This is a genomic window from Paenibacillus sp. FSL P4-0338, assembly GCF_038002365.1.
Classification (GTDB): Bacteria; Bacillota; Bacilli; order Paenibacillales; family Paenibacillaceae; genus Paenibacillus_AQ.
This window is the reverse complement of record NZ_JBBOCG010000001.1, coordinates 690992-712167: the sequence shown is the minus strand read 5'-3', so window position 1 is coordinate 712167 and position 21176 is coordinate 690992. Positions and strand designations below refer to the sequence as shown.

At 54.6% G+C, this 21176-nt stretch carries 12 protein-coding genes; 3 read left to right on the top strand and 9 right to left on the bottom strand.

All coding sequences use genetic code 11. From position 1 onward, the window contains the following. Window position 1 precedes the first annotated feature (1 nt). Both MKZ07_RS02930 and MKZ07_RS02925 read right to left on the bottom strand, forming a co-directional pair. A complete protein-coding gene (locus MKZ07_RS02930) occupies window positions 2-832 on the bottom strand; it encodes a carbohydrate ABC transporter permease (protein WP_036695221.1) in 831 nt (276 codons plus the stop codon). A gap of 11 nt (window positions 833-843) precedes the next feature. Next, the gene (locus MKZ07_RS02925) at window positions 844-1728 is read right to left on the bottom strand and encodes a carbohydrate ABC transporter permease (protein WP_084648931.1); all 885 of its coding nucleotides are present in this window, start codon (window positions 1726-1728) and stop codon (window positions 844-846) included. A gap of 250 nt (window positions 1729-1978) precedes the next feature. On the opposite strand from MKZ07_RS02925, the gene MKZ07_RS02920 reads away from it, so the two are divergent. Both MKZ07_RS02920 and MKZ07_RS02915 read left to right on the top strand, forming a co-directional pair. Then, entirely contained in the window at window positions 1979-3778 is a 1800-nt protein-coding gene (locus MKZ07_RS02920; RefSeq protein ID WP_036695223.1) for a sensor histidine kinase, read from the top strand. Further along, window positions 3768-5375, top strand: a complete 1608-nt coding sequence (locus MKZ07_RS02915) for a response regulator transcription factor (protein WP_036695224.1) — start codon at window positions 3768-3770, stop codon at window positions 5373-5375. Before MKZ07_RS02920 ends, MKZ07_RS02915 begins: the two co-directional genes overlap by 11 nt. Before the next feature lie 35 nt (window positions 5376-5410). On the opposite strand, the gene MKZ07_RS02910 is transcribed toward MKZ07_RS02915, so the two are convergent. The 7 genes from MKZ07_RS02910 to MKZ07_RS02880 form a co-directional block, all read right to left on the bottom strand. Further along, window positions 5411-6529, bottom strand: coding sequence for a GNAT family N-acetyltransferase (locus tag MKZ07_RS02910; RefSeq protein WP_341024399.1), 1119 nt, complete (start codon window positions 6527-6529; stop codon window positions 5411-5413). Between the two features lie 80 nt (window positions 6530-6609). Beyond that, window positions 6610-7911: an ABC transporter substrate-binding protein gene (locus tag MKZ07_RS02905; RefSeq protein WP_341024398.1), complete on the bottom strand. Its 1302-nt coding sequence runs from the start codon at window positions 7909-7911 to the stop codon at window positions 6610-6612. 71 nt (window positions 7912-7982) lie between these two features. Next, window positions 7983-8813, bottom strand: coding sequence for a carbohydrate ABC transporter permease (locus MKZ07_RS02900; RefSeq protein ID WP_341024396.1), 831 nt, complete (start codon window positions 8811-8813; stop codon window positions 7983-7985). Between the two features lie 11 nt (window positions 8814-8824). After that, window positions 8825-9736, bottom strand: a complete 912-nt coding sequence (locus MKZ07_RS02895) for a carbohydrate ABC transporter permease (protein WP_036695228.1) — start codon at window positions 9734-9736, stop codon at window positions 8825-8827. Between the two features lie 112 nt (window positions 9737-9848). Next, a complete protein-coding gene (locus tag MKZ07_RS02890) occupies window positions 9849-11168 on the bottom strand; it encodes an ABC transporter substrate-binding protein (RefSeq protein ID WP_341024394.1) in 1320 nt (439 codons plus the stop codon). Window positions 11169-11581: 413 nt separating this feature from the next. Then, window positions 11582-13168 (bottom strand): response regulator, encoded by a 1587-nt coding sequence (locus MKZ07_RS02885; RefSeq protein WP_341024392.1) that lies wholly within the window; start codon window positions 13166-13168, stop codon window positions 11582-11584. A gap of 2 nt (window positions 13169-13170) precedes the next feature. Beyond that, window positions 13171-14991, bottom strand: a complete 1821-nt coding sequence (locus MKZ07_RS02880; protein WP_341024390.1) for a sensor histidine kinase — start codon at window positions 14989-14991, stop codon at window positions 13171-13173. Window positions 14992-15450: 459 nt separating this feature from the next. Here MKZ07_RS02880 and MKZ07_RS02875 point away from each other — a divergent pair, with 459 nt between their 5' ends. Continuing rightward, on the top strand, window positions 15451-20589 hold the full coding sequence (locus MKZ07_RS02875) for an S-layer homology domain-containing protein (protein ID WP_341024388.1): 5139 nt from the start codon (window positions 15451-15453) through the stop codon (window positions 20587-20589). The last annotated feature ends 587 nt before the right edge of the window (window positions 20590-21176 follow it).

Below are 21176 nucleotides of genomic sequence, written 5' to 3'. Positions count from 1 at the left end.
TCTAGCCTTTGACACTGCCCATCGCAACTCCCTCAATCACCTGCTTCTGGCCGATCATGAAAATAATTAACAACGGCAGAATGGCCGATACAGCGCCTGCCATCATCAACGAGTAGAACTCGCCGCTGAAATCAGCGAATTTCCTGATGCCCAGCTGCAGGGTAAACAATGAATCGGAACGAAGGAAGATCAGCGGATTCTGGTAATCATTCCAGGTCCAGATAAAGCGGAGAATCATATAGGTAGCAAGGGCTGGCTGCACCAGTGGCATGGCAATCCGCATGAAGATCGTCCAGTGGCCCGCTGCATCAATCCGCGCCGATTCAATAATTTCATCATGGATTCCCAGGAAGAACTGTCTCAGCAGGAAGGTTCCAAGCACCCCGGAGGCGGCAAGCAGCACCAGCCCGAAATGGCTGTCGAACAGTCCAAGCCAGCGGTACATCATGAACTGCGGAACCAGAATGGCCTGCGTTGGAATCATGAAGGTGGCCAGGACAACCAGGAAGAGAATATCCCGCCCTTTGAAAATGATTTTGGAGAAGCCGTAAGCCGCCATAGCGGAGATTATCAGCGACAGTGCTGTAGACATCAGGGTAACCTTCGTCGTGTTCCAGTAGTAGAGTGTGAACGGCACGGCTCCCGCCCATACCTGCTTATAGTTCTCCACCGCATTCCATTTCGCCGGAATCCACTCTATCGGATATTTCATGACATCCAGCTCGGGCTTGAAGGAAGCGGAGAGCATCCATAAGAATGGCATAATGAACAGAATTCCCGCAACCGCCATGAAGACGGTGACAATAACACGGTTAAGCTTGATCGATCGCATGTGTATACCTCCTAGTAGTTGACCCATTTCTTTTGTCCGACCCATTGAAACAAGGTCACCAGCAGGATGAGGATCAGCAGAATAATGCCCATCGCCGAAGCATAGCCCGACTCCAGATTCACGAACGCCACCTCGTATAGATAGTAAACAATAACTGAGGTTGAGCCTGCCGGACCGCCGCCGGTTAACACCATAATCAGATCGAAGACCTTGAAGGACCCGACAACTCCTGTGATAAGCAGGAAGAAGGACGTAGGCGACAGCATCGGCAGTGTAATTCTGAAGAATTGTCTGAGCGGTGAGGCCCCGTCCACATCGGCGGCTTCATACAGATCCCGTGAGATATTCTGCAGGCCTGCCAGATAGATTACCATATTGAAGCCGAGTGAAGTCCACACCATAATAATCATGACCGAGATCAGGGCGTACTTGGGATCAGCCAGCCACATGGGCGGATGCTCGAACCCTATAGATCTGAGGAAGCCGTTGATCGGCCCGTTGTTCGGGTGATAGAGCACTCTCCAGAGCAGGGCAATCGCCACGAAGCTTGAGATGAAGGGCATGAAGTAGATCACTTTGAAAAAGGTTTTGAAATACGTTGCCTTGTTGATCAGCACCGCCAGCACCAGCGCCAGGAACATCGCAACCGGAACGACGCCGATCATGATCAGGTTGTTGTAGAGCGAGCGGTGAAAGGACTCGTCCTGCACCAGCCGGCTGTAGTTATCCAGACCGACAAATTGAAACCCGTCCAGCCCGGATACAAAGTTCCAGTTCGAGAAGCTGATCACACCGGATAGGAGAATCGGAATAATTACCAGCGTTACGGTCAGAATGAGCATGGGGGCAATGAATAAATACCCTGCAATATTGTCGTAAAAGGATTGCTTGCGCATCTTGCTTATCCCGGGGCTGCCGGACCGTTTTGCCGTTCCCTCTTCAGTAATAACCTCCACTTTATCCACCTCTTTTTATGTTTGTAGCTTTATTATAGAAGGGCAAATTTCATAGCACATGCAACGAATTTATCTGTGGCGAAAACTTTGTATAGCATTATTTTTTCTAAATTGAAAAAATTATTGGATGAGCCGAACCGCAGAATCAAGTACCATAAGTCTGTGAAGGTCTACTACGGGAGGGATATTAATGAAAGAAAAGCACAGGCTCAGTCAGCTCTCCTTCCGGCAAAAGCTAATCCTTACCTCCATCGCCTGCCTGGTCATTCCGGCACTGGGGATGCTCTATATTACCAATGTCTATTCCAAGCTGATTATCCGGGAACATTCCCTGGAGAAATCCACGCAGTCCCTGAGAATTGTCCAGTCGCAGATTGATGTGATCTTCGAAGAGATGGTGTCGGTGTCGAACTTCGTCCATTTCGATCCGGAGATCAAGACCCTGCTGGAGGATGCCAAGACCAATCCCGTAGCTGCGCGGACCCTGACCAGCCGCCTGGAGCAGGTGGCCGGAGACACGATTGATCTGCGGATCACCCTGCTGGACAAGGAAGGACATGCCTACTCCGATTATTCCTTCTATGATTATGATCCCCGGCAATTTCTGAAGCGGCGCTGGTTCTCTATCCTGGAGCAGCTCCCGCCGTATGACACCTTATTTATGGGAGCAGAGGACAATTATCTGACCTCCCTGAAGGCTGAGCAGCCGCATATCTTCATGACAGCGCGTGCCTTAAGAGAAGAAACGACTGCCGCCCCCTACGCTTACCTGATTGTCAGCCGCAGCGAGGCTTCGATCCGTGAGCGGTTTGCTTCACTGGAAGAGGATGTGTATCTGCTGGATGAAGAGGAGAACATTCTGTCGAACAGGAACCAGGAGCTGATAGGCACTAGCTTTGACAATCTGCTGCCAGTAGAAGAGCTGGCCTTCCCTGACATCGTCAAGTTCAAGGGGGAGAACCAGCTCCTCCTCTCGCTGCCGCTGAAATATGCCAAGTGGAGGTTGATCAGTGTCGCTCCCTATGAGCAGCTTACGGAACGGTTGAACGGGATGAACCGGACCGGCCTGATTATTCAGACGGTGTTTGCGGTCAGCTTCTTGTTCGCGCTTACTGTTCTGCTGCGGAGATTCACCAAACCTGTGCTTGTCCTGGGCAAGGCGGCGCGCCGGGTGGAGGACGGAGATCTCATGGTGCGCTCGGGTATCCGGGGAACCGATGAGATCGGCAGCCTCGGGCACTCCTTCGATAACATGCTGGACCGGGTGCAGCTGATGCTCAGGCAGGTGGAGACGGAGCAGGAATTGAAGCGCCAGGCGGAGATTGCGATGCTGCAGGCCCAGATTAACCCGCATTTTCTATTCAACGTTCTTAGCTCGATCCGGTTGAAGCTGCTAATGAAACAGGATGAGGAGAATGCTGCAATTGTCGGCTCCCTCTCCGCGATGCTGCGGGCCAGCTTTTCCAGCCGGGAGGAATTCGTCTCCATTGCCAGTGAGCTTGATTTCACCAAGCAGTATATGGAGTTAATGCGGTTCACGATGAGATATCCTACGGAATATGAGGTGCATGTGGACAAAGAGCTGCTGCTGGAGACGGTGCCAAGGTTCATCCTGCAGCCTATTATTGAGAATGCTTACAAACACGGGTTCCTGCTGGGCGGAGGACGGGTGGTGATCACCATCGGACTCGTTCAGTCCAGACTGACCATTCACATCGAGGACAACGGCACGGGCATGGAGGAGCATACGCTCGCCGCCCTGCTTCAGCACATCAGGCAGAAGGATGCGGAGATAGGCGCCTTGAGTGCTGACGGGACGCCCGTGGCAGAGTCCGCTCACGGCATCGGGTTAATCAACGTCTACCAGCGGCTCAAGCTAATCTACGGGGAGCGCTTCGAGATGAACATTGAGAGCATTCACGGGCAGCGCACCGCCGTACAGTTAATCATGCCCGTGAAGCGGATAGGAGCAGATATTCATGACCTATAAAGTAGTACTAGCAGACGATCATTATCCTGTCCTGGAGTATTTAAGCGCTGCGATTCCCTGGGACACCCTCGGCCTTGAATTGTCGGCTTGCTGCTCGGACGGCAGACAGGCCTGGGAAGCCTGCCAGCTGCATCAGCCGGATATTCTCCTTACGGATATCGGCATGCCGGCGATGAATGGACTGGAATTAATCCAGAAGGCGCGGGAGATGAACCCTCAGCTGCAGACGATTATCCTGTCCTGCCACGGGGAATTCGAATACGCCCAGCAGGCTGTGAAGCTGAATGTAGCCGAATATATATTGAAGGAGAGCCTGCAGATCGATCAGGTGATTGCTGTATTGACGGAGGCGGTGACCCGGCTGGAGGTGAAATTGAAATCCCGTAACCACTATCTCCAGATGGAGAAGCTGGTCAGCCAGAACCACGCCGCCATCCGGACCAGGTTCATCCGCATGTTCGTGGAGCAGCCGGTCTGGGATGAAGCCGAGTGGTTCGGACAAGCCGAAGCGATGGGCATCAGCCTGCACCAAGGCACCCCGTATCTGCCCGTACTGGCCGTCCCGGAGCGCTCCTATGAGCTGGAACGGCGGTTCGGCGGAGTGGTGAACCTGCAGTTCGTGATGGATAATGTCCTGCAGGAATTCCTGGAGATTGACGGCATTATCCAGTTCGCGCTGACGGAACGGCAGTTCATCCTGTTCATTCCTTTGCCGCATATCCTCGTCCGCAATCTTTATGAGGAGTTCCGTGATAAATTCCGGCATGTCCAGAGAATGGCGAAGCTGCATTTGCGGATGGGGATTTCCTTCTTTTACGGGGAGGCTACTCCAAGTCTGATCGACATCAAGAAGCAGATTCAGGCGCTGCTGGATTCCCATGCTCTCCGCTTCTATACTGCCGAGGGAGCGATTATGAAGTATGCGCCTGTCCAGACCAGCGGCGAGGACCTGTTCGTGCATTATTCGGAGATTCTCCAGCAGCTAAGGGACTGCATTCAGCAGGAGGACAGCTTGCAGATTGCGGCCAAGGTCAGGGAGATCAAGCAGTATATCGGGGACCGGAAATATCCGGTGGAGAGTGTGAAGAGCTGGCTGCTCAAGATGGTGATGGAGCTGGAATTGAAATATGTAGTCATGCAGAACTTCGTCAACAACTTCAACAGTGAGCGGCTTCAGCGCTCGATCCAGGAGTTCGAGACGCTGGAGCAGCTCATGGAATGGCTGGAGGAATTCCTGAAGGATAAGATACTCATGTTAAGCTCCATGTGGAAGCAGAATGTGCGCAAAGAGGTAGCCGAAGCCAAACGTTATGTAATGAATCATATCAGCGAGAAGGTTGGAATGGAGGAGATGGCGAAGCGCCTGGGTCTGAACCCCACCCATTTCAGCCGGTTATTCCGTCTGGAGACCGGACTGACCTTCATTGAGTATGTAACGAGGGTGAAAATGGAACAGGCCCGCGATCTCCTGAATCAGACGAACCTGACCATTGTGGAGATCGCGGAGCAGCTGGGCTATGACAACGTCAGCTACTTCATCAAGCTGTTCCGTAACTTCTCCGGCATCACTCCGGCGGAATTCCGCAAGTCACTGTAGGGGGAAACGGGTCGGGATTATCACAGAGCGATGGCTCAGTATTTATCAATCTTGTACCAGAACAGGGGGAGCGGGAACCAGCCTGCGGGTGCAGGTACGGCCATATAACGGCTGTGCTGCGTAAGCAGCAGCGCCTGGGCATCCGGCCGGTCAAGAATCACGGCATCCGGCCGGGCTGACCGCTCAACTGTAACCCCCTCCGCGTCCACCCGCGCCGTCACCGGCTGTCCGTCCATCACTGCTGAGAATTCCCCCCAGGCAATGCCTGTGGTCTTGAACTTCAGCGTAAGGTACGCCTTCAGGACGTTAGCGAAATCCAGAATATGATACATATCCGAATTCTCGATTACGAAGTCTTCGGCAATGCTGCCAAGCACCGTATTCAGCGGAAGATCATATTCCGGCGTATCTGCAGTTATCCTTTCCACCCCGCTATACTCCCGGTAAGCCTTGAGAGTCCGTGCAATATCGCCAGGCTGCTCCACCGCGAATTCAGATACTTCATCACCTGCTTCGTTGACAACCAGATACCCGATCAGCTTATCCTGATCCAGAACGCCTAAGGCATTCTGATGAAGTGAGCTGAATATAAGCGGCAATTGCTCCATCTCACGTTCTACATAAGCCAGCCGCGAGGTGTTCATGCTGTACGCAAATTCTGCTCCGCCTTCAATCTTGAATAACGGGCTGAAGGTGATTCCAGCCGCGTCCACTTCCCTCCAGCCATGACGCACATTGGCCTCTCCAATGGAATACTTGAACTTCACACCGCCCAGCGTAAAGCCGAAATATTCGTAACGCTGGCGCTGTCCGTATAGGACAACCATATCACATGTACCCCGAAGTTCTTCCAGCCACAGGTTCATCAGTGCCTTCATATGCCCTTCGCCGCGAGCCCGCGGATGAACCGAGACGGTACCCAAATAACCGGTTCGCAGGGTATGATCACATATTGTCACAAACTCTGGAAAAACGGCCACCTGTGCGCGCAGCCTGCCCGCCTCATCCACCGCCACCTTATGCAGCGCTGAAGTATCCAGCCCTTTGTCGTACGCCTTAGGCATCAATGTCTCAAAATCCAGGCGGAATGCATAATTGGCCAAATCTATGTACGCCTCGCGCTCATGCGGAGCTGCTGTTCTATAGTTAACCATGGGTCCAATCCTTCCAGTCTATATATTTAATTGCGTTATTGATTGTATTCTGCGAAGCATACCCGATATCCTCCTGCCGGTCACCTGGCGGCCTGCCGCCTCGCAGCGGCTTCATCAATCGCCCGCTGGATGCCAGCTAGAGCGGTCTCCAGCGGCTGTCCGGCCAAATATTGATTGACCCCCTCCAGAATCTTCACCTGGAGTGATTCGGTCGATACCGTATGCGGCCAATAGAGCGTTGCATCCTCGCGCGTCACCGCAGCGGCAATGGACGAGACCGAATCGCTCCGGTCCGTCGGCGCTGAGATGACGGATGGCACAGCCAGAGCGCCTGCGGCCAGCTTCTCCTGCGTGTCCCTGCCGTTCATGAACGCCACGAACTGTTTGGCCTCCTCGGGATGCTCCGTCCGGGAGCTGATCACCCGGTACGTGCCGACATTGATGTTCGGCACCGTCCGCACACTGCCCGGCACCATCATGAAGCGGATATCCTGCGCCGGATTCCGCTCCTTGATGCTGGGAATATCCCAGGTTCCGGTAATGATCATAGCTGCCCGGCCTGTGCCCACCAAATCCTTCGCCTGCTCATGCTTCAGACTCTTCCAGTTCGGCGGCACCAGCCCCTGGTCAATAATCTCCCGGTGCTTCTTGATCGCATCGACAAACACCGGATCACTGATTGTGACCTCCCCGCTCTCCAGCTTCTTTGTCCAGGCGGCATCCGCCCCGTTGTCCGACATGATTGAACCCCAGAAGAACTGGGCCGTAGACCATTCCGCATCCATCGCCACGGGGATCACCCCGGCCTCCTTCAGCTTCAGGCAGAGCGCAAGGAACTCGTCCCAGGTGCGAGGGACAGCCAGTCCCAGCTCATCGAACAGGGTCTTGTTGTAGAGCAGCCCGTCACTGTGCATGACTTCAGGAGCACCGTATACCCTGCCATTAATGGTGACCGGGAGCAGGGAATTGGGGTAGAACTCCTTAAGAAATTCAGCTCCCGTCAGGTCCAGGTACATATCGCTCCGCAAGGCGCGGAATTCCTCGAACAGGCTGGGCGACCACGTATCGAATACATCCACCCTCTCGCCGCCCAACAGCCTGATCTTGATTCCGGCTGTGTAATTGTTGTTCTGAATGAAGTCGGCTTCAATCTTAATCCCGGGATGCAGCCGTTCGAATTCGGCAATCGCATCGAAATACACCTTGCCCGCCTGGGCCGTATCCAGCAGATAGCTGGAGTACCGGAGGGTGACAGGTTCATCTTCACCGGGCAGCTGGCTGGACAGAAGGGAGGCGTCCGTGCGCTCCTGTGCATCACAGCCAGCCAGCGCGAAGAGCAGCATTGCAGCGGCGCACAGTCTTCCGATTTTTCTTGCCATCATGGGCTTCCCTCCCTCCTTCAGCCGTTCTCCCTCTATTCTGACGGATACCGCCGCTTCCCGTCAACGGGTCATCAGAGCTTGCCGCCTGAGGTGGCAATGCCTTCGATAAATTGCCGCTGGAACAAGATGTAGATGAGCAGCATTGGCCAAATCGCCAGCACGGAAGCCGCCATCAGCTCCGGATAGTCTACGGCAAAGGCGCTCTGAATCTTCGCCAGAGCCGAAGAGAGAGTCGCTGCATCCGAGCTGGTGTTGACGATCATTGGCCACATCAGATCTTTGAAAGAGAAGAGCGCAGTGAAGATGCCCAGCGCAACCAGCCCGGAGCGGACCAGCGGGAGCATGATTCTGGCGAAGGTCTGGCCGATGTTACAGCCATCGATCTTCGCCGCCTCCTCCAGCTCTTTCGGCAGCCCCATGAAGAACTGCCGCAGCAGGAACGTGCCGAAGGCGCTGACCAGCCCGGGGAACAGCAGAGCGAAGATCGTATTGCGCATCCCCAGCGCATCCACCATCAGATATTGCGGAATGATGAAGATCTGGGTCGGCACCATCATCTGGAACAGCACCAGACTGAAGCAGAAGTCACGCCCCGGAAATCTTAGTCTGGCAAAAGCATACGCTGCCATCGCGCTGAACATCACCGCGCACAGCACCCGCAGAGCCATCATCGCAAACGTATTCCAGTACAGCATCAAAAAGTTGTTCTGCCGCCACACCTCTATGTAATTCTCCCATCTCCAGGTCCTTGGAATGAATACGAAAGGATTCATGGAGGTCGATTCCGTCACTGTCTTGAATGAGGCGAGCAGCATCCAGGCGAAGGGCAGAATCATTGCGGCCGCTCCCAGGAGGAGCACAGTGTGGGACAGAATACGGTTATAACGCTTCGGATTATCCATGTTGTACCCTCCTACATGTAGTTGACCCATTTTTTCTGCGCGCGCATCTGAAAGAACGTAATGATCATAATCAGTGTGAGCAGCACCAGTACAACCGCCGAGCCATAGCCCTTGTTCGAGTATTTGAACGAATTATTATAGAACAGATACACCAGCGATACGGTATGATCATAAGCCGGGTTGGTCACATCAATCATCATGTAGATCACATCGAAGACCTGCATCGCCTGAATGACCGAGGTCACCACCACGAAGAATAGGGTTGGCGAGACCAGCGGCAGGGTGATCATGAAGAATTGCCGCACTCTGCTGGCCCCGTCAATATCAGACGCTTCATAAAAGTCCTTCGGGATCTCCTGCAGACCGGCGAGCAGCAGCACCATATTGTAGCCGATCACGCTCCAGATGCCGATAATGGCGATGGACATCAGCGCAAAACGCGGATCAGTCGTCCAATTGACAGCCGGAAGGCCCACTCTGGACAGTCCATAATTCATCAGGCCGTAATGCTGGTTGTACATCCACCGCCAGACCATGGTGACCGCTGCGGGCGCAGCGACCATCGGAATGAAGTAGATCGTACGGTACAGCGAGCGGCCGGCCAGCTTGCCGTTCAGCAGGACGGCCACCAGCATAGCGATAGCCACACTAGCAGGCACGACCAGCAGGGTATACAGCAGGGTATTGCCTACAGCATGCCACACCTGCGGATCATGAATCAGCTTGTTGTAATTGTCCCACCCGATGTAGATGTTGCCTTTGCCGAAATCCCCGCTCTTGAAGAAGCTCAGGTACGCGGTCTGGATAATCGGAATAAAATTCAGCACCAGCAGACCAAGCATGGTGGGTGCGATCAGCAGCCAGCCCCAGTACCATTCGTTCCGGGTAGCAGCTCCTATTCTTCTTTTCACGGGTTGATTCATGGACTCACCTCTCAAGCAGAAAAGGATTTGCAGTCCTTGTAGGGGACGCATCGTTATATTTCCAGTCAAACCCGCGGCCACCCTCAGGTCGCCGCGATCCTATGTCTCAAGCTTATTTCTCTTCCGCTAAGCTCTCATTCATCACCTTAGCCGCATTCTTCGCGGCTTCCTCTACCGGCACCTTGCCGGAGAATGCAGGCTTGAGTGCTTCGTACGCCTTGTCTTCCCAGACCGCCGTTGTATTGGAATATGGACGGATCACGCCATAGCTGACCATATCCACGAAGGCTTTGATGTTGAAGGTCTTGTTGGAATCCACCCACTTGTCGGCTGCGCCTGTGTATGCGGAGATCGCTACGCCAAGCTCTGCCTGCCGCTCCTGCCCTGCCTTGGAGCTCAGGTATTCCACGAACTTCCAAGCTTCTTCAGGATGCTTGGTCTTGGCATCAATGGCATTGCCGAGGCCGTTATAGATCGAGGCCTGCTTCTCCTTCTTCGGCAGCACCGCCACATCGAAATTCTTCGCCATATACTCATTCTCCGTGAAGCCGCTCAGGTTCCAGGAGCCGAACAGACCCATGGCCGCCTTACCGTTCTTCAGCAGATCGGCACGCTCGGCATCGCCGTAGACCTCAGGTGACAATCCTTCACGTACCAGGCCGATATAGAAATCAAGCGCTTCAATGGTCTTGGGATCATCGTAGCCTGATTTTTTGTCCGCTGTAATAATGGTTCCGCCGTTCTGATAGACGAAGTTGTAATACCCCTCCTGATTATGCAGCGGGGCAAGGAAGCCGTAGACCCCGTCCTTCGTAAGCGTCTTGGCGGCCTGCTTCAGATCATCCCAGGTCCAATTCTCATCCGGGTGCTGAATGCCTGCCTGATCGAACAGCGTCTTGTTATACCACAGCCCGATCGTGTCAAAATCCTTCGGTACCGCGTACTGCTTGCCGTTCAGATTGTAAATCTGGTTCAGGCCTTCTGGATAATTCTCGAGCTTCACATCGGCACTCTTGCTGATGCGGTCCGTAAGATCAAGCAGCATGCCGTTGCTGGCATAGCGGTAAATCTCGTTCGAGTGCATCCAGAAGACATCCGGCAGCGAGCCGCCGGTAGCCCCGGCCTCCAGCATCGTCCAGTAATCGGACCAGCCCGTCACTTCGATATTGACCTTGATGTCCGGGTTCTTGGCCTCGAATTCATCAGCGATGGTCCGCAGGCCCTTCTCCTGATTGGAATCCCAGATTGCATAGGTCAGCTGGGCCTTCTCTCCGCTTGCCGGCTGGGCAGCCGCCGGTTCAGTTGCCGTGGTTGGCGATGGTGCAGCGGTGCTATTGCTGCTGCTGCTGCTGTTGTTGCCGTTCCCGCAGGCCGACAAGGCGAACGCTGCTAAGCTGATGGACAATACGGCCGCTAATCTTTTTTTCTTCACTAGAATTACCCCCAACTTCCATTTAGGATATGCTGCATCTGCTGCATCTCCAATAGTAGGCGAACCCCGCCGCTCCCGGAATGGCTGTTTTTTACGGAAACATTCCCTTTTTTGACCAATCCCCGGAAACGGCAAAAAGTGCACCCGCAGCGGATGCACTTCTTTTACAGACTCTGTTCTTTTTTTGACAATTGCCGCTATATAAATTGAACTAATGATTTTTTAGGTTTTAGGATTAGCCGTGACTCCAGAGAAGCTTTGGACTTCCGGCCGCTGCCCTTCTGCAGATTTCTTGATTTTATACCGTTTTTAACGGTTGAAATCCGCAGACAAAGGCGGTCGCTACCGCTCCTACAGTTCCAAAATTCCCCTCCGCCACTTTTCCTTTAACTTAAATTTTTAGTTCAATCTATCTAGCCCCGGTACTCCTCCGGACTCATGCCGTTCAGCTTCTTGAACAGCTTGCTGAAATATGCGGTGTTCGGATAGCCCACACGCTCGGCAACCTCATAGACCTTGATGTTCCTGTCCCTGAGCATGCTCTTGGCCTTCTCCATGCGCAGCCGTGTCAGGAAGCTGACGAAATTCTCGCCTGTCTCCTGCTTGAACACCCGGCTGAGATAGGAGGCATTCACGTTAATCTGTTCCGCCACCGACTGCAGCGAGATATCCTCTGCGTAGAGCTGCATCATCAGCTCACTCGCCTGCTCCGCATAGCTCCGGGAGGAATGGCCCTGCGACATCTGCGCTCTGCACTGCTCCAGATAACCGGTAATGAGTCCGTGCAGCCCCTCCAGACTCTCCTCCCCGAGGATGCTCTCGTACAGGGTCAGCCCGGCTTCGTTCGGCTCAGGCAGCGCCGGGAAGCAGGACTGAATCACTGCCAGCATCCTGATATAGACTAAGCGCGCCGCCTGCTTCGTGCAGCCTTCCTCCAGCAAGGACTCCTTCAAGCGGTTCAGGAAGGCTATCGCCTCCCCGCTGCCGCTCTCTGTATCCTGCCTGAATCTGCGCAGGGCAGACTTGTCGATGGTCATCCGTTCTCCGCTTCTCTGCCTGCTGCGGGCCTGATCGTAGAAGCACAGGCCGCTGCCATTCTCCAGGAACAGTGCATCCAGGGCCATGTCGGCCTCCTTGTATGCGCGCTTCAGCCTGTCGAAGCCGGAGGCCGGAGCGCTGACGCCGATCGACAGGGTCAGCTTCAGGAAATCCTTCATCGCCGCCTGGATCTTGGCGGCGGCGCGCTCGATCTCTGCGCGGACAATCCGCCCTTCCTCTCCGAGATCAAGCAGCAGCACATATTCCGCAGAATTCATAACGATGATCTCCTTCGCCCGCTTGCGGGGCAGGATCTCTTCCAGAATATTCGCCACCGAATAGCGCAGCAGCTTCTCGTCCTGCTCCACATACTTGCGCCGCAGCTGGTCGAACCGGTTGATCCGCAGCTTCATCAGTACCATCGGCCCGTCAGGCAGCCGGATGTGCAATGCTTCCCGCCGGGCGAGCACCTCTTCGGCTCCCTTGAAGCCGCTCAGCACTTCCTTGAACAGCGTCTCCTTCAAATGCTCGATGCTCTCCTTGTAGGAGCCGGGCGGCATTCCGGCGGAGCTGCCCGCGGAGAGGCGGACGGCCCGCTTCTTGACCGTCTCCAGCACATGCACCAGCTGCTGCGGCTTCATATCGCTCTTGATCAGATAGTCCGCCGCCCCAAGCCGGAGCGCCTCCTGGGCATACTGGAATTCCTCCAGACAGCTAAGGATGACGAATTGCCCGCTGATGTCCAGCCGCCGGGCCTCCCGGATCAGCTCCAGGCCGTCCATCACCGGCATTTTGATATCCGTAATAATCAGATCCGGCCGGTGCGTCCCGGCCAGCTCCAGTGCTTCGCGCCCGTTAGCGGCCTCCCCCAGAATCGTGAAGCCTTCATCTTCCCATTGGATGATCGACTTCAGACCGATACGCATCAGCAGCTCGTCATCCACGATAATCACACCCAGCATACTCAATAGCCCTCCTTCCTGTCCCGAATGGGAATGGTGATTACGAATACCGCACCCAGTCCCGGGCTGCTCTCGAACGAAACCCCATACGGATCGCCGTATAACCGGCGTACCCTCTGATGCACATTGATCACGCCGATGCCGCCGCTGTCCTCTGCGCCGCCCAGCCTGCTGCGCAGCTTCGCTGATGCCTCAGCGCTCATGCCTGCACCGTTGTCTTTTACCGTAATGGTAAGTTCAGTATTCCCGGCACGCCGGACCTCGATGGACAGCAGCCCGTCCTCCTGGTCGGCAATTCCGTGGAAGATTGCATTCTCGACCAGCGGCTGAATGCTCAGCTTCGGGATCTCCTGCTCCGCAAGCGTCCCCTCCACTTCAGAGTGGAATTCAATCCGGTTGAAATAACGCACCTTCTGAATGACGATATAATGGAGGATGTGCTCCAGTTCCTCACGGATCGGCACCAGCCGGTTGTCCGTTTTGGCGGTATAGCGGAGCATGGAGATCAGCGCCCCGGTCATCTCTACAATTTTGTCCGACTGCTGCATGGTGGCGATCCACTTGACCGAATTCAATGTATTGTACAGGAAATGGGGGCTGATCTGCGCCTGCAAGGCCCGGATCTCGGCCTCGACCTTCTGCCCCTGCTCCACATAGATCCGCTCCACCAGCTGTTTGAGTTCAGCGGACATTTGCTCGAAGCGGCTGGCCATGACACCGATCTCATCATTCGAGCGGACAGCCGGCAGATTATCGAATTTCCCTTGCTCCACCAGCGTCATATTGCGGATCAGCTGCTTGATCGGGCGGGTGATCAGATTCGACATGTACACTGAGCTGGCCAGGGCGAACAGGAGTAGCACAACGGCAATCGTCCACAGGTTCTGCTTCAGGATGTCGCCTTCGACCGCCAGCTCTTCCACCGGCATGTACATATAAGTCTTCCATTTATGTTCCTCGAACGGCGATTGGATGAGAATATAGTTCTTCCCGGCTACGCGGACAATCTGCCTGCCTGAACCTGCGGCGAGTTCTTCCTCACGAACCGGGAAGAGTGTCCTGAACGGCTTGCCGATCAGGTTATAATTGTTATTGAATATAATCATGCCGCTGTCATCGGTAACGGTGAAGGCCGAACGGTTGCCTGCCTCCATCCGCTTGTTCAGCCGGTTGATGAAATCTATGTCTACACTTACCGCCATAACGCCTAGCAGCTTGCCGTTCTCCATATCGAAGATTTTACGCAGATTGTAGATCGTCCAGTTGTTGTCCGCCTTGGTCTGCCGGTCCAGCCGGGTCGGCAAATCGCGCGTAATATCGTCGGAACGCAGGAATTCGGTGAACCAGTCCTCCGCACGGGGGGTATAGGTATAATCGACAGGCTTGTTCGGGGCCACATAGAGGTCGCTGCCATTCACCAGATTATAGACATAGATAGAGATGGCGCGGTCCTTCATCGTGATGTAATTCATCAGCAGCTGTGTGGCCTGAAGTTCGTTCGTCACAGAGCTGTCGTGCAAGAAATTCTGCACCGGATAGTTCTCCTGGGATACAGCAGAGATGTAGCTGTTAATCCCGTAGCTGGCGATGAGGGAGATCTGCTTCGTGTCCTCCAGGAATTCCTCAATGCGGATATTCGACTGTCTCGTCACATCGGCCAGCAGGTCCGTATATTTACGTTCAAGCATCTGTTGGGAGGAGATATAGGAGTTCACGAACAGAATCACAACCGGAATCAGAATGGCCAGCAGAAAAAAGAACAACATCTTGTTCTTCACGCTCACAAAACGGCGGCTGGGCTTCAAGGTGAAGGGTACTTTCAAGTCATAACCTCCAGCGGCAGAGTTAGTGGAATACCTTTAATGATAGACTCCCGGCTGCTTTCCCGCCACCCTGCTCTGCATGTCTTTTTTTTACTCTTTTCGTTCCCTTTTTTACATGTGGGGGATTACGGAGGAAGGTCTGGAGGAATTATGCAGTTTCCACTTCTGCTTCCCCGGCTGCCCGCTCCAGGCGGTAACCCAGACACGTAAAGAAAGGAACAAAAACAGTAAAAAAGCTTGATTTTATAGTATGGATCATTCCCTTAACATTCTCGGTGAAGCGAAGCAGCAATGACAGGGAGGTTGCGGTGCCTATGCGGAGATAGCGGAGCGAAGGTATAGAGAATTGTTGCATGTGCTAGAGATCACTACCGGCAAGCCGTACAGACGATCATCACCGGAAGCACATAAGGACATTAGGTAAAGGTATCCTAAAAAAACAAAAGAGGTGAGTATCTATTGAGGCTATATCTTAAGCGTTCACTGATATCTATACTGGCAATTCTGACTCTCCTGCCCTCCAGTTTAGCAAGCGCTTCCACAGTTTCGACCGCAGACCCGGTTCCAGTAGCGGATTCTGTATGGGTGACTGATTCGGAGTTAGTGACTGATCCGGTTACGGCACCTGATTCCGATGAAGTGCCCGCTTCCCCGGCGGAGCCGGAGGCAGCTGCACTGCCTGAGGCTGCTCCTGTTCAGGAGACTGTGCCGGAGCAAGTCCAGATGAAGACCGCTTCTGAAGCGGCCCCGCTGTTCCAGTGGAGCTTCCGCTCCGGGCAGGTGCTTGACCGCACCACGGTGGTGAACAGCGTCTACCCCAATGCGGCCGCCGAACGCGCCGAGCTGAAGGGAGTAGCTGCCATTGTCTACGACGACCAGCGCGGAGACGTCCTCTCCTTGCCCGGCGGCGCCAACGGAACCGCTTGGCTGAAGCTGCCAGATCAGCTCTACAGCGGAATCAAGGATGAGCTGTCCATCTCCTTTTGGGCTAACATCGACTCTTCGGCTAACGCCTATAACCGTCTGCTGTCCTCCACAATTGCCGAGAAGGGGCTGACGAATGCCGGAGTAAGCGGCTGGCAGGACTCCGAGTTCATTATCATCGCCGGGGACGGCACGTTCAGCAACCGGATCTATACCGGCACGAATCCAAGCCAGATTGCCAGTTACAAAGGCGATATCGTCTGGAACCGCAACCCGGCCAAAGGCAAGTGGCAGCAGGTGACCGTCACCCTGACCAGCAGCGGGGCTTATGAGGTCTACTTGAACGGTATCCCGGTCGGCATCAAGGGTCTGGATCAGAGCAAAAGCTCATCAGGTGCGACGATGGTTTCGGTATTGCAGCACTTTTTCTCGCGCGACTATCTGGACGCCCTGAAGTTCAATGCGTTCGGCAGATCGCTCTATACTTCGGATGGAGATATCAAGGGGAAATTCGACGACCTGCGGATCTACAATGTCCAGCTCACGGCCAGCCAGGTCAGCGCGTTATATACATCAACCAAGCATGAAGAGGTTGTGGTAACCAATCCGGCCAAAATAACGGTCGATCTCGCCGACCGCTCGCTCGGACCTGTATACCACGGGGCCTCCGGTGCGCTCTATGCCATCAGTGAGCCTAACGTGCCGGATATCAATACGCTGATTCCGATCAAGCCCTCACATATCTCCCAGAAGCCGCCCAACGGCATCCAGCATCCTACCGGCGATGCGCTCAGAGTGTCGGATTATTTCTTCGAGGCTGGCGGGGAAGCCGTAAATATCGTCATGCAGGATTATTACCAGCACTGGTATTATCCGTCCAGAACGGCAGAGGAATATATCCAGGAAGCGGTCATTCCGATCACAACGGCAGTCAAGGCCTACAAGGATCAATGGGAGGCGGCGAATCCGGGACGGGATGCGGATGCGAAATTCATCTATATTCCGTTCAATGAGCCTGAGCAGAACAACACCCGTTATCCCCAGCTGCTGTCAGACAGCCAGACGGGGAGAACCTCCAGAGCCGTGTTCAATGCCGACTGGCTTGCCGTAGTCAAGAAGATCAAAGAAATCGATCCCGGGGCCGTGATTTCCGGCGTGAATCTGACCCAGTACGGGGCTAAAGTATTCGAGGATTTCATTCCCTTCTGTGTGGAGAATGATTGCCTGCCCGATATTATCAGCTGGCATATGCTGTGGGACAAAGCTTTCAATCAGGCGGCCTCGAACGTCACAACCTTCCGGGCCGTGGAAGCGAAGTCCTTACAGCGCTATAAAGAGCTGTACCCGGACCGCCCTCTTCCCTTCCCGCTCAAAGTCGATATCAATGAATATGCAGCCACTTCAGAGATCGCTGTGGGCGGCTCGCTTGTACATTACATTGCACGTTACGATGAGCTGAAAATGAACAGCATGCTGCCGTATTGGAATACTGCCAACTCCTACGGGTCCCTACTCGCTGGGCAGAACGAGCCGAACGGGGCATGGTGGCTCTACAAATGGTATGCCGACATGATGGGCGGCGATATGGCCAAGGTCAATGTGATCAACGCCAGAGCTGAGAATGACGCCTTCGGCCCCGGCCTATACGGGTTAACTTCGATTCAAGACCAGAAGCAGCAGGTCAGTATCGCCTTCGGCGGGACCCAAGGAGACGGTCAAATCGTATTCAACAACGTCACCGGTGACGGGAACAGCCCTTCCTTCCTGGCAGGAGCTGAAGAGGTGCATGTCACTGTATTCTATGCGGGCTATACCGGCCTGACCGGCTTCCTGGTAGAGCCTACACAGATTCTGGACCGCAATGTTCCGGTCAAGAATGGTTCGGTCACGCTGGATGTGAGCCTGAATGATTACACCTCAGCCTATTATGCAGTCATCACTCCGGCCGTCACTCATGCTCCGCAGGAGACCTTCGTAAGGCGCTTCGAGGCGGAGAATGCGCAGGTGCAGACCAATGTAGCCACAACGGATCACTATCCGCGTAAAAGCACTGGACGCTCCGCCTCGAACGGCCAGTATGTGTCAGGCATCAAGGCTGCGGACAGCCTCGTGAAATGGACAGAGGTGACCATACCGGCAGACGGAAATTACCGCCTGGATCTGATTGGCGGCAGCGGCGCAACCGCTTCGCTGCGCAATCAATCGAATACGGGTGATGCCAATCAGCGGATCAATTCGGAATGGTTCGTCAAGATTGACGGTCTGCCGGCCACCAAAGTAGTTCTGCGTGCAGATTACAACATGCAGCTGCTTGGCGGCAATACGATATTCGCCGATTTGACGCAAGGCACTCATTCCATCGGCATCAGCAGAACCAACCCGGATACGGGAGAAGCGGGCCAGGGCGAATCCACTCTGGATGCCATCGAGCTGACGTATAACGGGCTGCCTGGCGCACTTCCGAATTATCGTGTGCAGGCGGAATTCGCCGAATATGATTCAGAGCAGGGCTTGTCCCGGGCCGTTAGCCAGGAAGGCTTCGAGGGGGCCGGATATGTGAGCGGCTACGGCGGCAGCCAGGAGGCCAACACCCGGTTCGTTGTCAGCGTGCTGGAAGACGGGATGTATGAGCTGACGGCACGTTACGCCTCTGCGGACAGCGGGAAGCTGCAGCTTGCCCATGACCGTAAGCCTCTGGTTGATCTTCCTGTTGTGAATACGAACGGGCAATGGCAGGATTCCAAAGCTCCAGTCTTCCTAAGGAAAGGTATTAACTTGATCGACGTGCGCTCCAGCGCGGCGCTTAGTCTGGATTACATTAATGCAGCCTTTGTAAGTAAGACTGCTCTATATTCTGTGGAGGCTGAGGCGGCAACAGTGGTTGGAACACCAGCCGGTTCCGAGCTGCCGCTCATCCGGGAGGATGCGTTCGCCAAATACGCCTCCGGCGGCAAATATGTGAACGGCATCACCTCCTACGACGGAGCAGAGCGTTATCTGCAGCTTGGGGACATTAACGTGCTTAAGGCAGGCACCTACAAGCTGGTGGTCACTTATGCTAACGGTGAAAGTGCGGGAACCCATGCTTACAACAATGATGTCGTTGAACGCTATGTGCAAGTAAGCGTCAACGGCGGCGAACCGCAGACGGTCTACTTCAAGAACACCATCTCCTGGCAGCAGTTCGCCACACAGACACTGGATGTGGAGCTGAAGGCAGGCGTCAACACGATCCGCTTCTCGAACAACAATACTTACAACGGCGGCTCCAACCCTTATGGCGGAAGCGGCGCACAAGGCTTCACGCCATACACTGCGGTCCCGCGCCAGTACACACCGGCATTTGACCGGTTCGATCTGTATGCCCGCCACACGATGGAGGTAAGCGGCGGCGGCGATAACGGCGGCGGCAATAACGGCGGTGGCAATAACGGCGGCGGCAATAACGGCGGCGGCAATAACGGCGGCGGCAATAACGGCGGCGGCGATAACGGCGGCGGCGATAATGGCGGCGGCGATAACGGCGGCGGCAATAACGGCGGGATTTCCGGTGGTACTGGTGGCAACACTACCGTCGGTTCGGTGCAGCCTGTAGCTCCAGGCAGCAAGCAGCTTACCGTAGAAGCTACGGTTACCGGCACCTCTACAACAGCCACTCTGGACGCCAAGCAGGTTCAGGCGGCAGAGCAGATCACGATTACCTCTACACTAGGCACCATCCACTTCCCTGTGAGCGCTCTTAATCCGGCAGCGCTGGGGCAGCAACTGGGCAGTGAGAATTGGAAGCTTACCGTCAGCATGACGGTACTCCCGGAAGAGCGGCAGCAAACGATTCGCCAAGCCGCTCTCACGGCCCAAGGCCAGATCATCGGCCAGGCGGTGGAATATACGGTGAAGGCGGAGGCTGGCGGCCGGTCGGTGGAGATCCCGGGCTTCGGCAGCAGCTATGCCCGGCATACCCTGCCGCTCAGCACTCCGGTGAACAGCCGGAATTCGACAGTCGTGCGGGTGGAGAGTAACGGCAGCCTCACCTTCGTCCCGGCAACCTTTAATGGAAGCGAAGTGTCCTTCCATAGTCCAAGCAACGGTACGTTTGTTGTAATCTCAAGCAACAAGACCTTTGCAGATATGAACAGCCACTGGGCACAGGAAGCCATCCACAAGCTGGCCTCCAAATATATCTTGACAGGGCTTACGGACAGCCAATTCGCACCGAACGCTACCACTACGCGTGCTGAATTCGCAGCGATGATCGTCCGTGCGCTCGGCTTCTCCTCTTCCGGTCCGGCTGCAAGTTCGTTCAAGGATATCCCCACTGGTGCATGGTACACCGGAAGCGTCGGGACAGCCGCTGAGCTGGGTCTGGTGCTGGGCGGAACGGACAACACCTTCCGGCCGAGCGACAAGGTTACACGCCAGGAGATGACAGCCATCCTGGTGAAGGCTATGGTCCTTGCAGGTGCGCCGCTCCCAGACTCAGCAGCACAGCCAGCAGCGTTCAAGGACGCAGGCCAGATTGCCGGCTGGGCACAGCAGGATGTCGCCAAGGCAGTTCAGGCAGGTCTGATCACCGGAACACCTGACGGGCAATTCCACCCGGGCCAATCCGCCACCCGTGCAGAGGCGGCGACAGTGATTCTGAGATTGCTGGAGCAGGCGGGCTTCGTGAACTAACCCACTAGATACTGGTTACTTACAGGACACACTTATAGTCAATAACAAACAGAGCAGCAGTCTCGGGGTAGTGAATAATACCGGAGATATGCTGCTCTGTTTGCCTGATATTTGTTTGGTTACTCTGTCTGTTAGGCTGCTCTGTTTAGTCAATTACGCCTCCCTCGCAATTAGCTCAATCTACCATAAGTTCCTCCAATCCCCCCTGTCCCTTCACTCCGGCGCACCCAGAGGGATATATCCCTCTCACTTCCACATTCCGCCTACTTCCAGCCCATTCAGAGGGATTTATACATCTCATTTGCTCACTCTGCCTACTCTCAGTCCAATCAAAGGGATCTATAAATCTCATTTGCTCATTCCACCTACTCTCAGTCCAATCAGAGGGATTTATACATCTCATTTACTCATTCCACCTACTCTCAGTCCAATCAGAGGGATTTATCCCTCTCATTTGCTCATTCTGCCTACTTTTGGCTGCTTCAGAGGGATTTATACATCTTACTTTCACCACCTAGCCTACTGTTGACAGTGTTACAGTTCGTCGGGATTACGGAGCTACGCTCAACCGAAACAGGCCTGTCCCA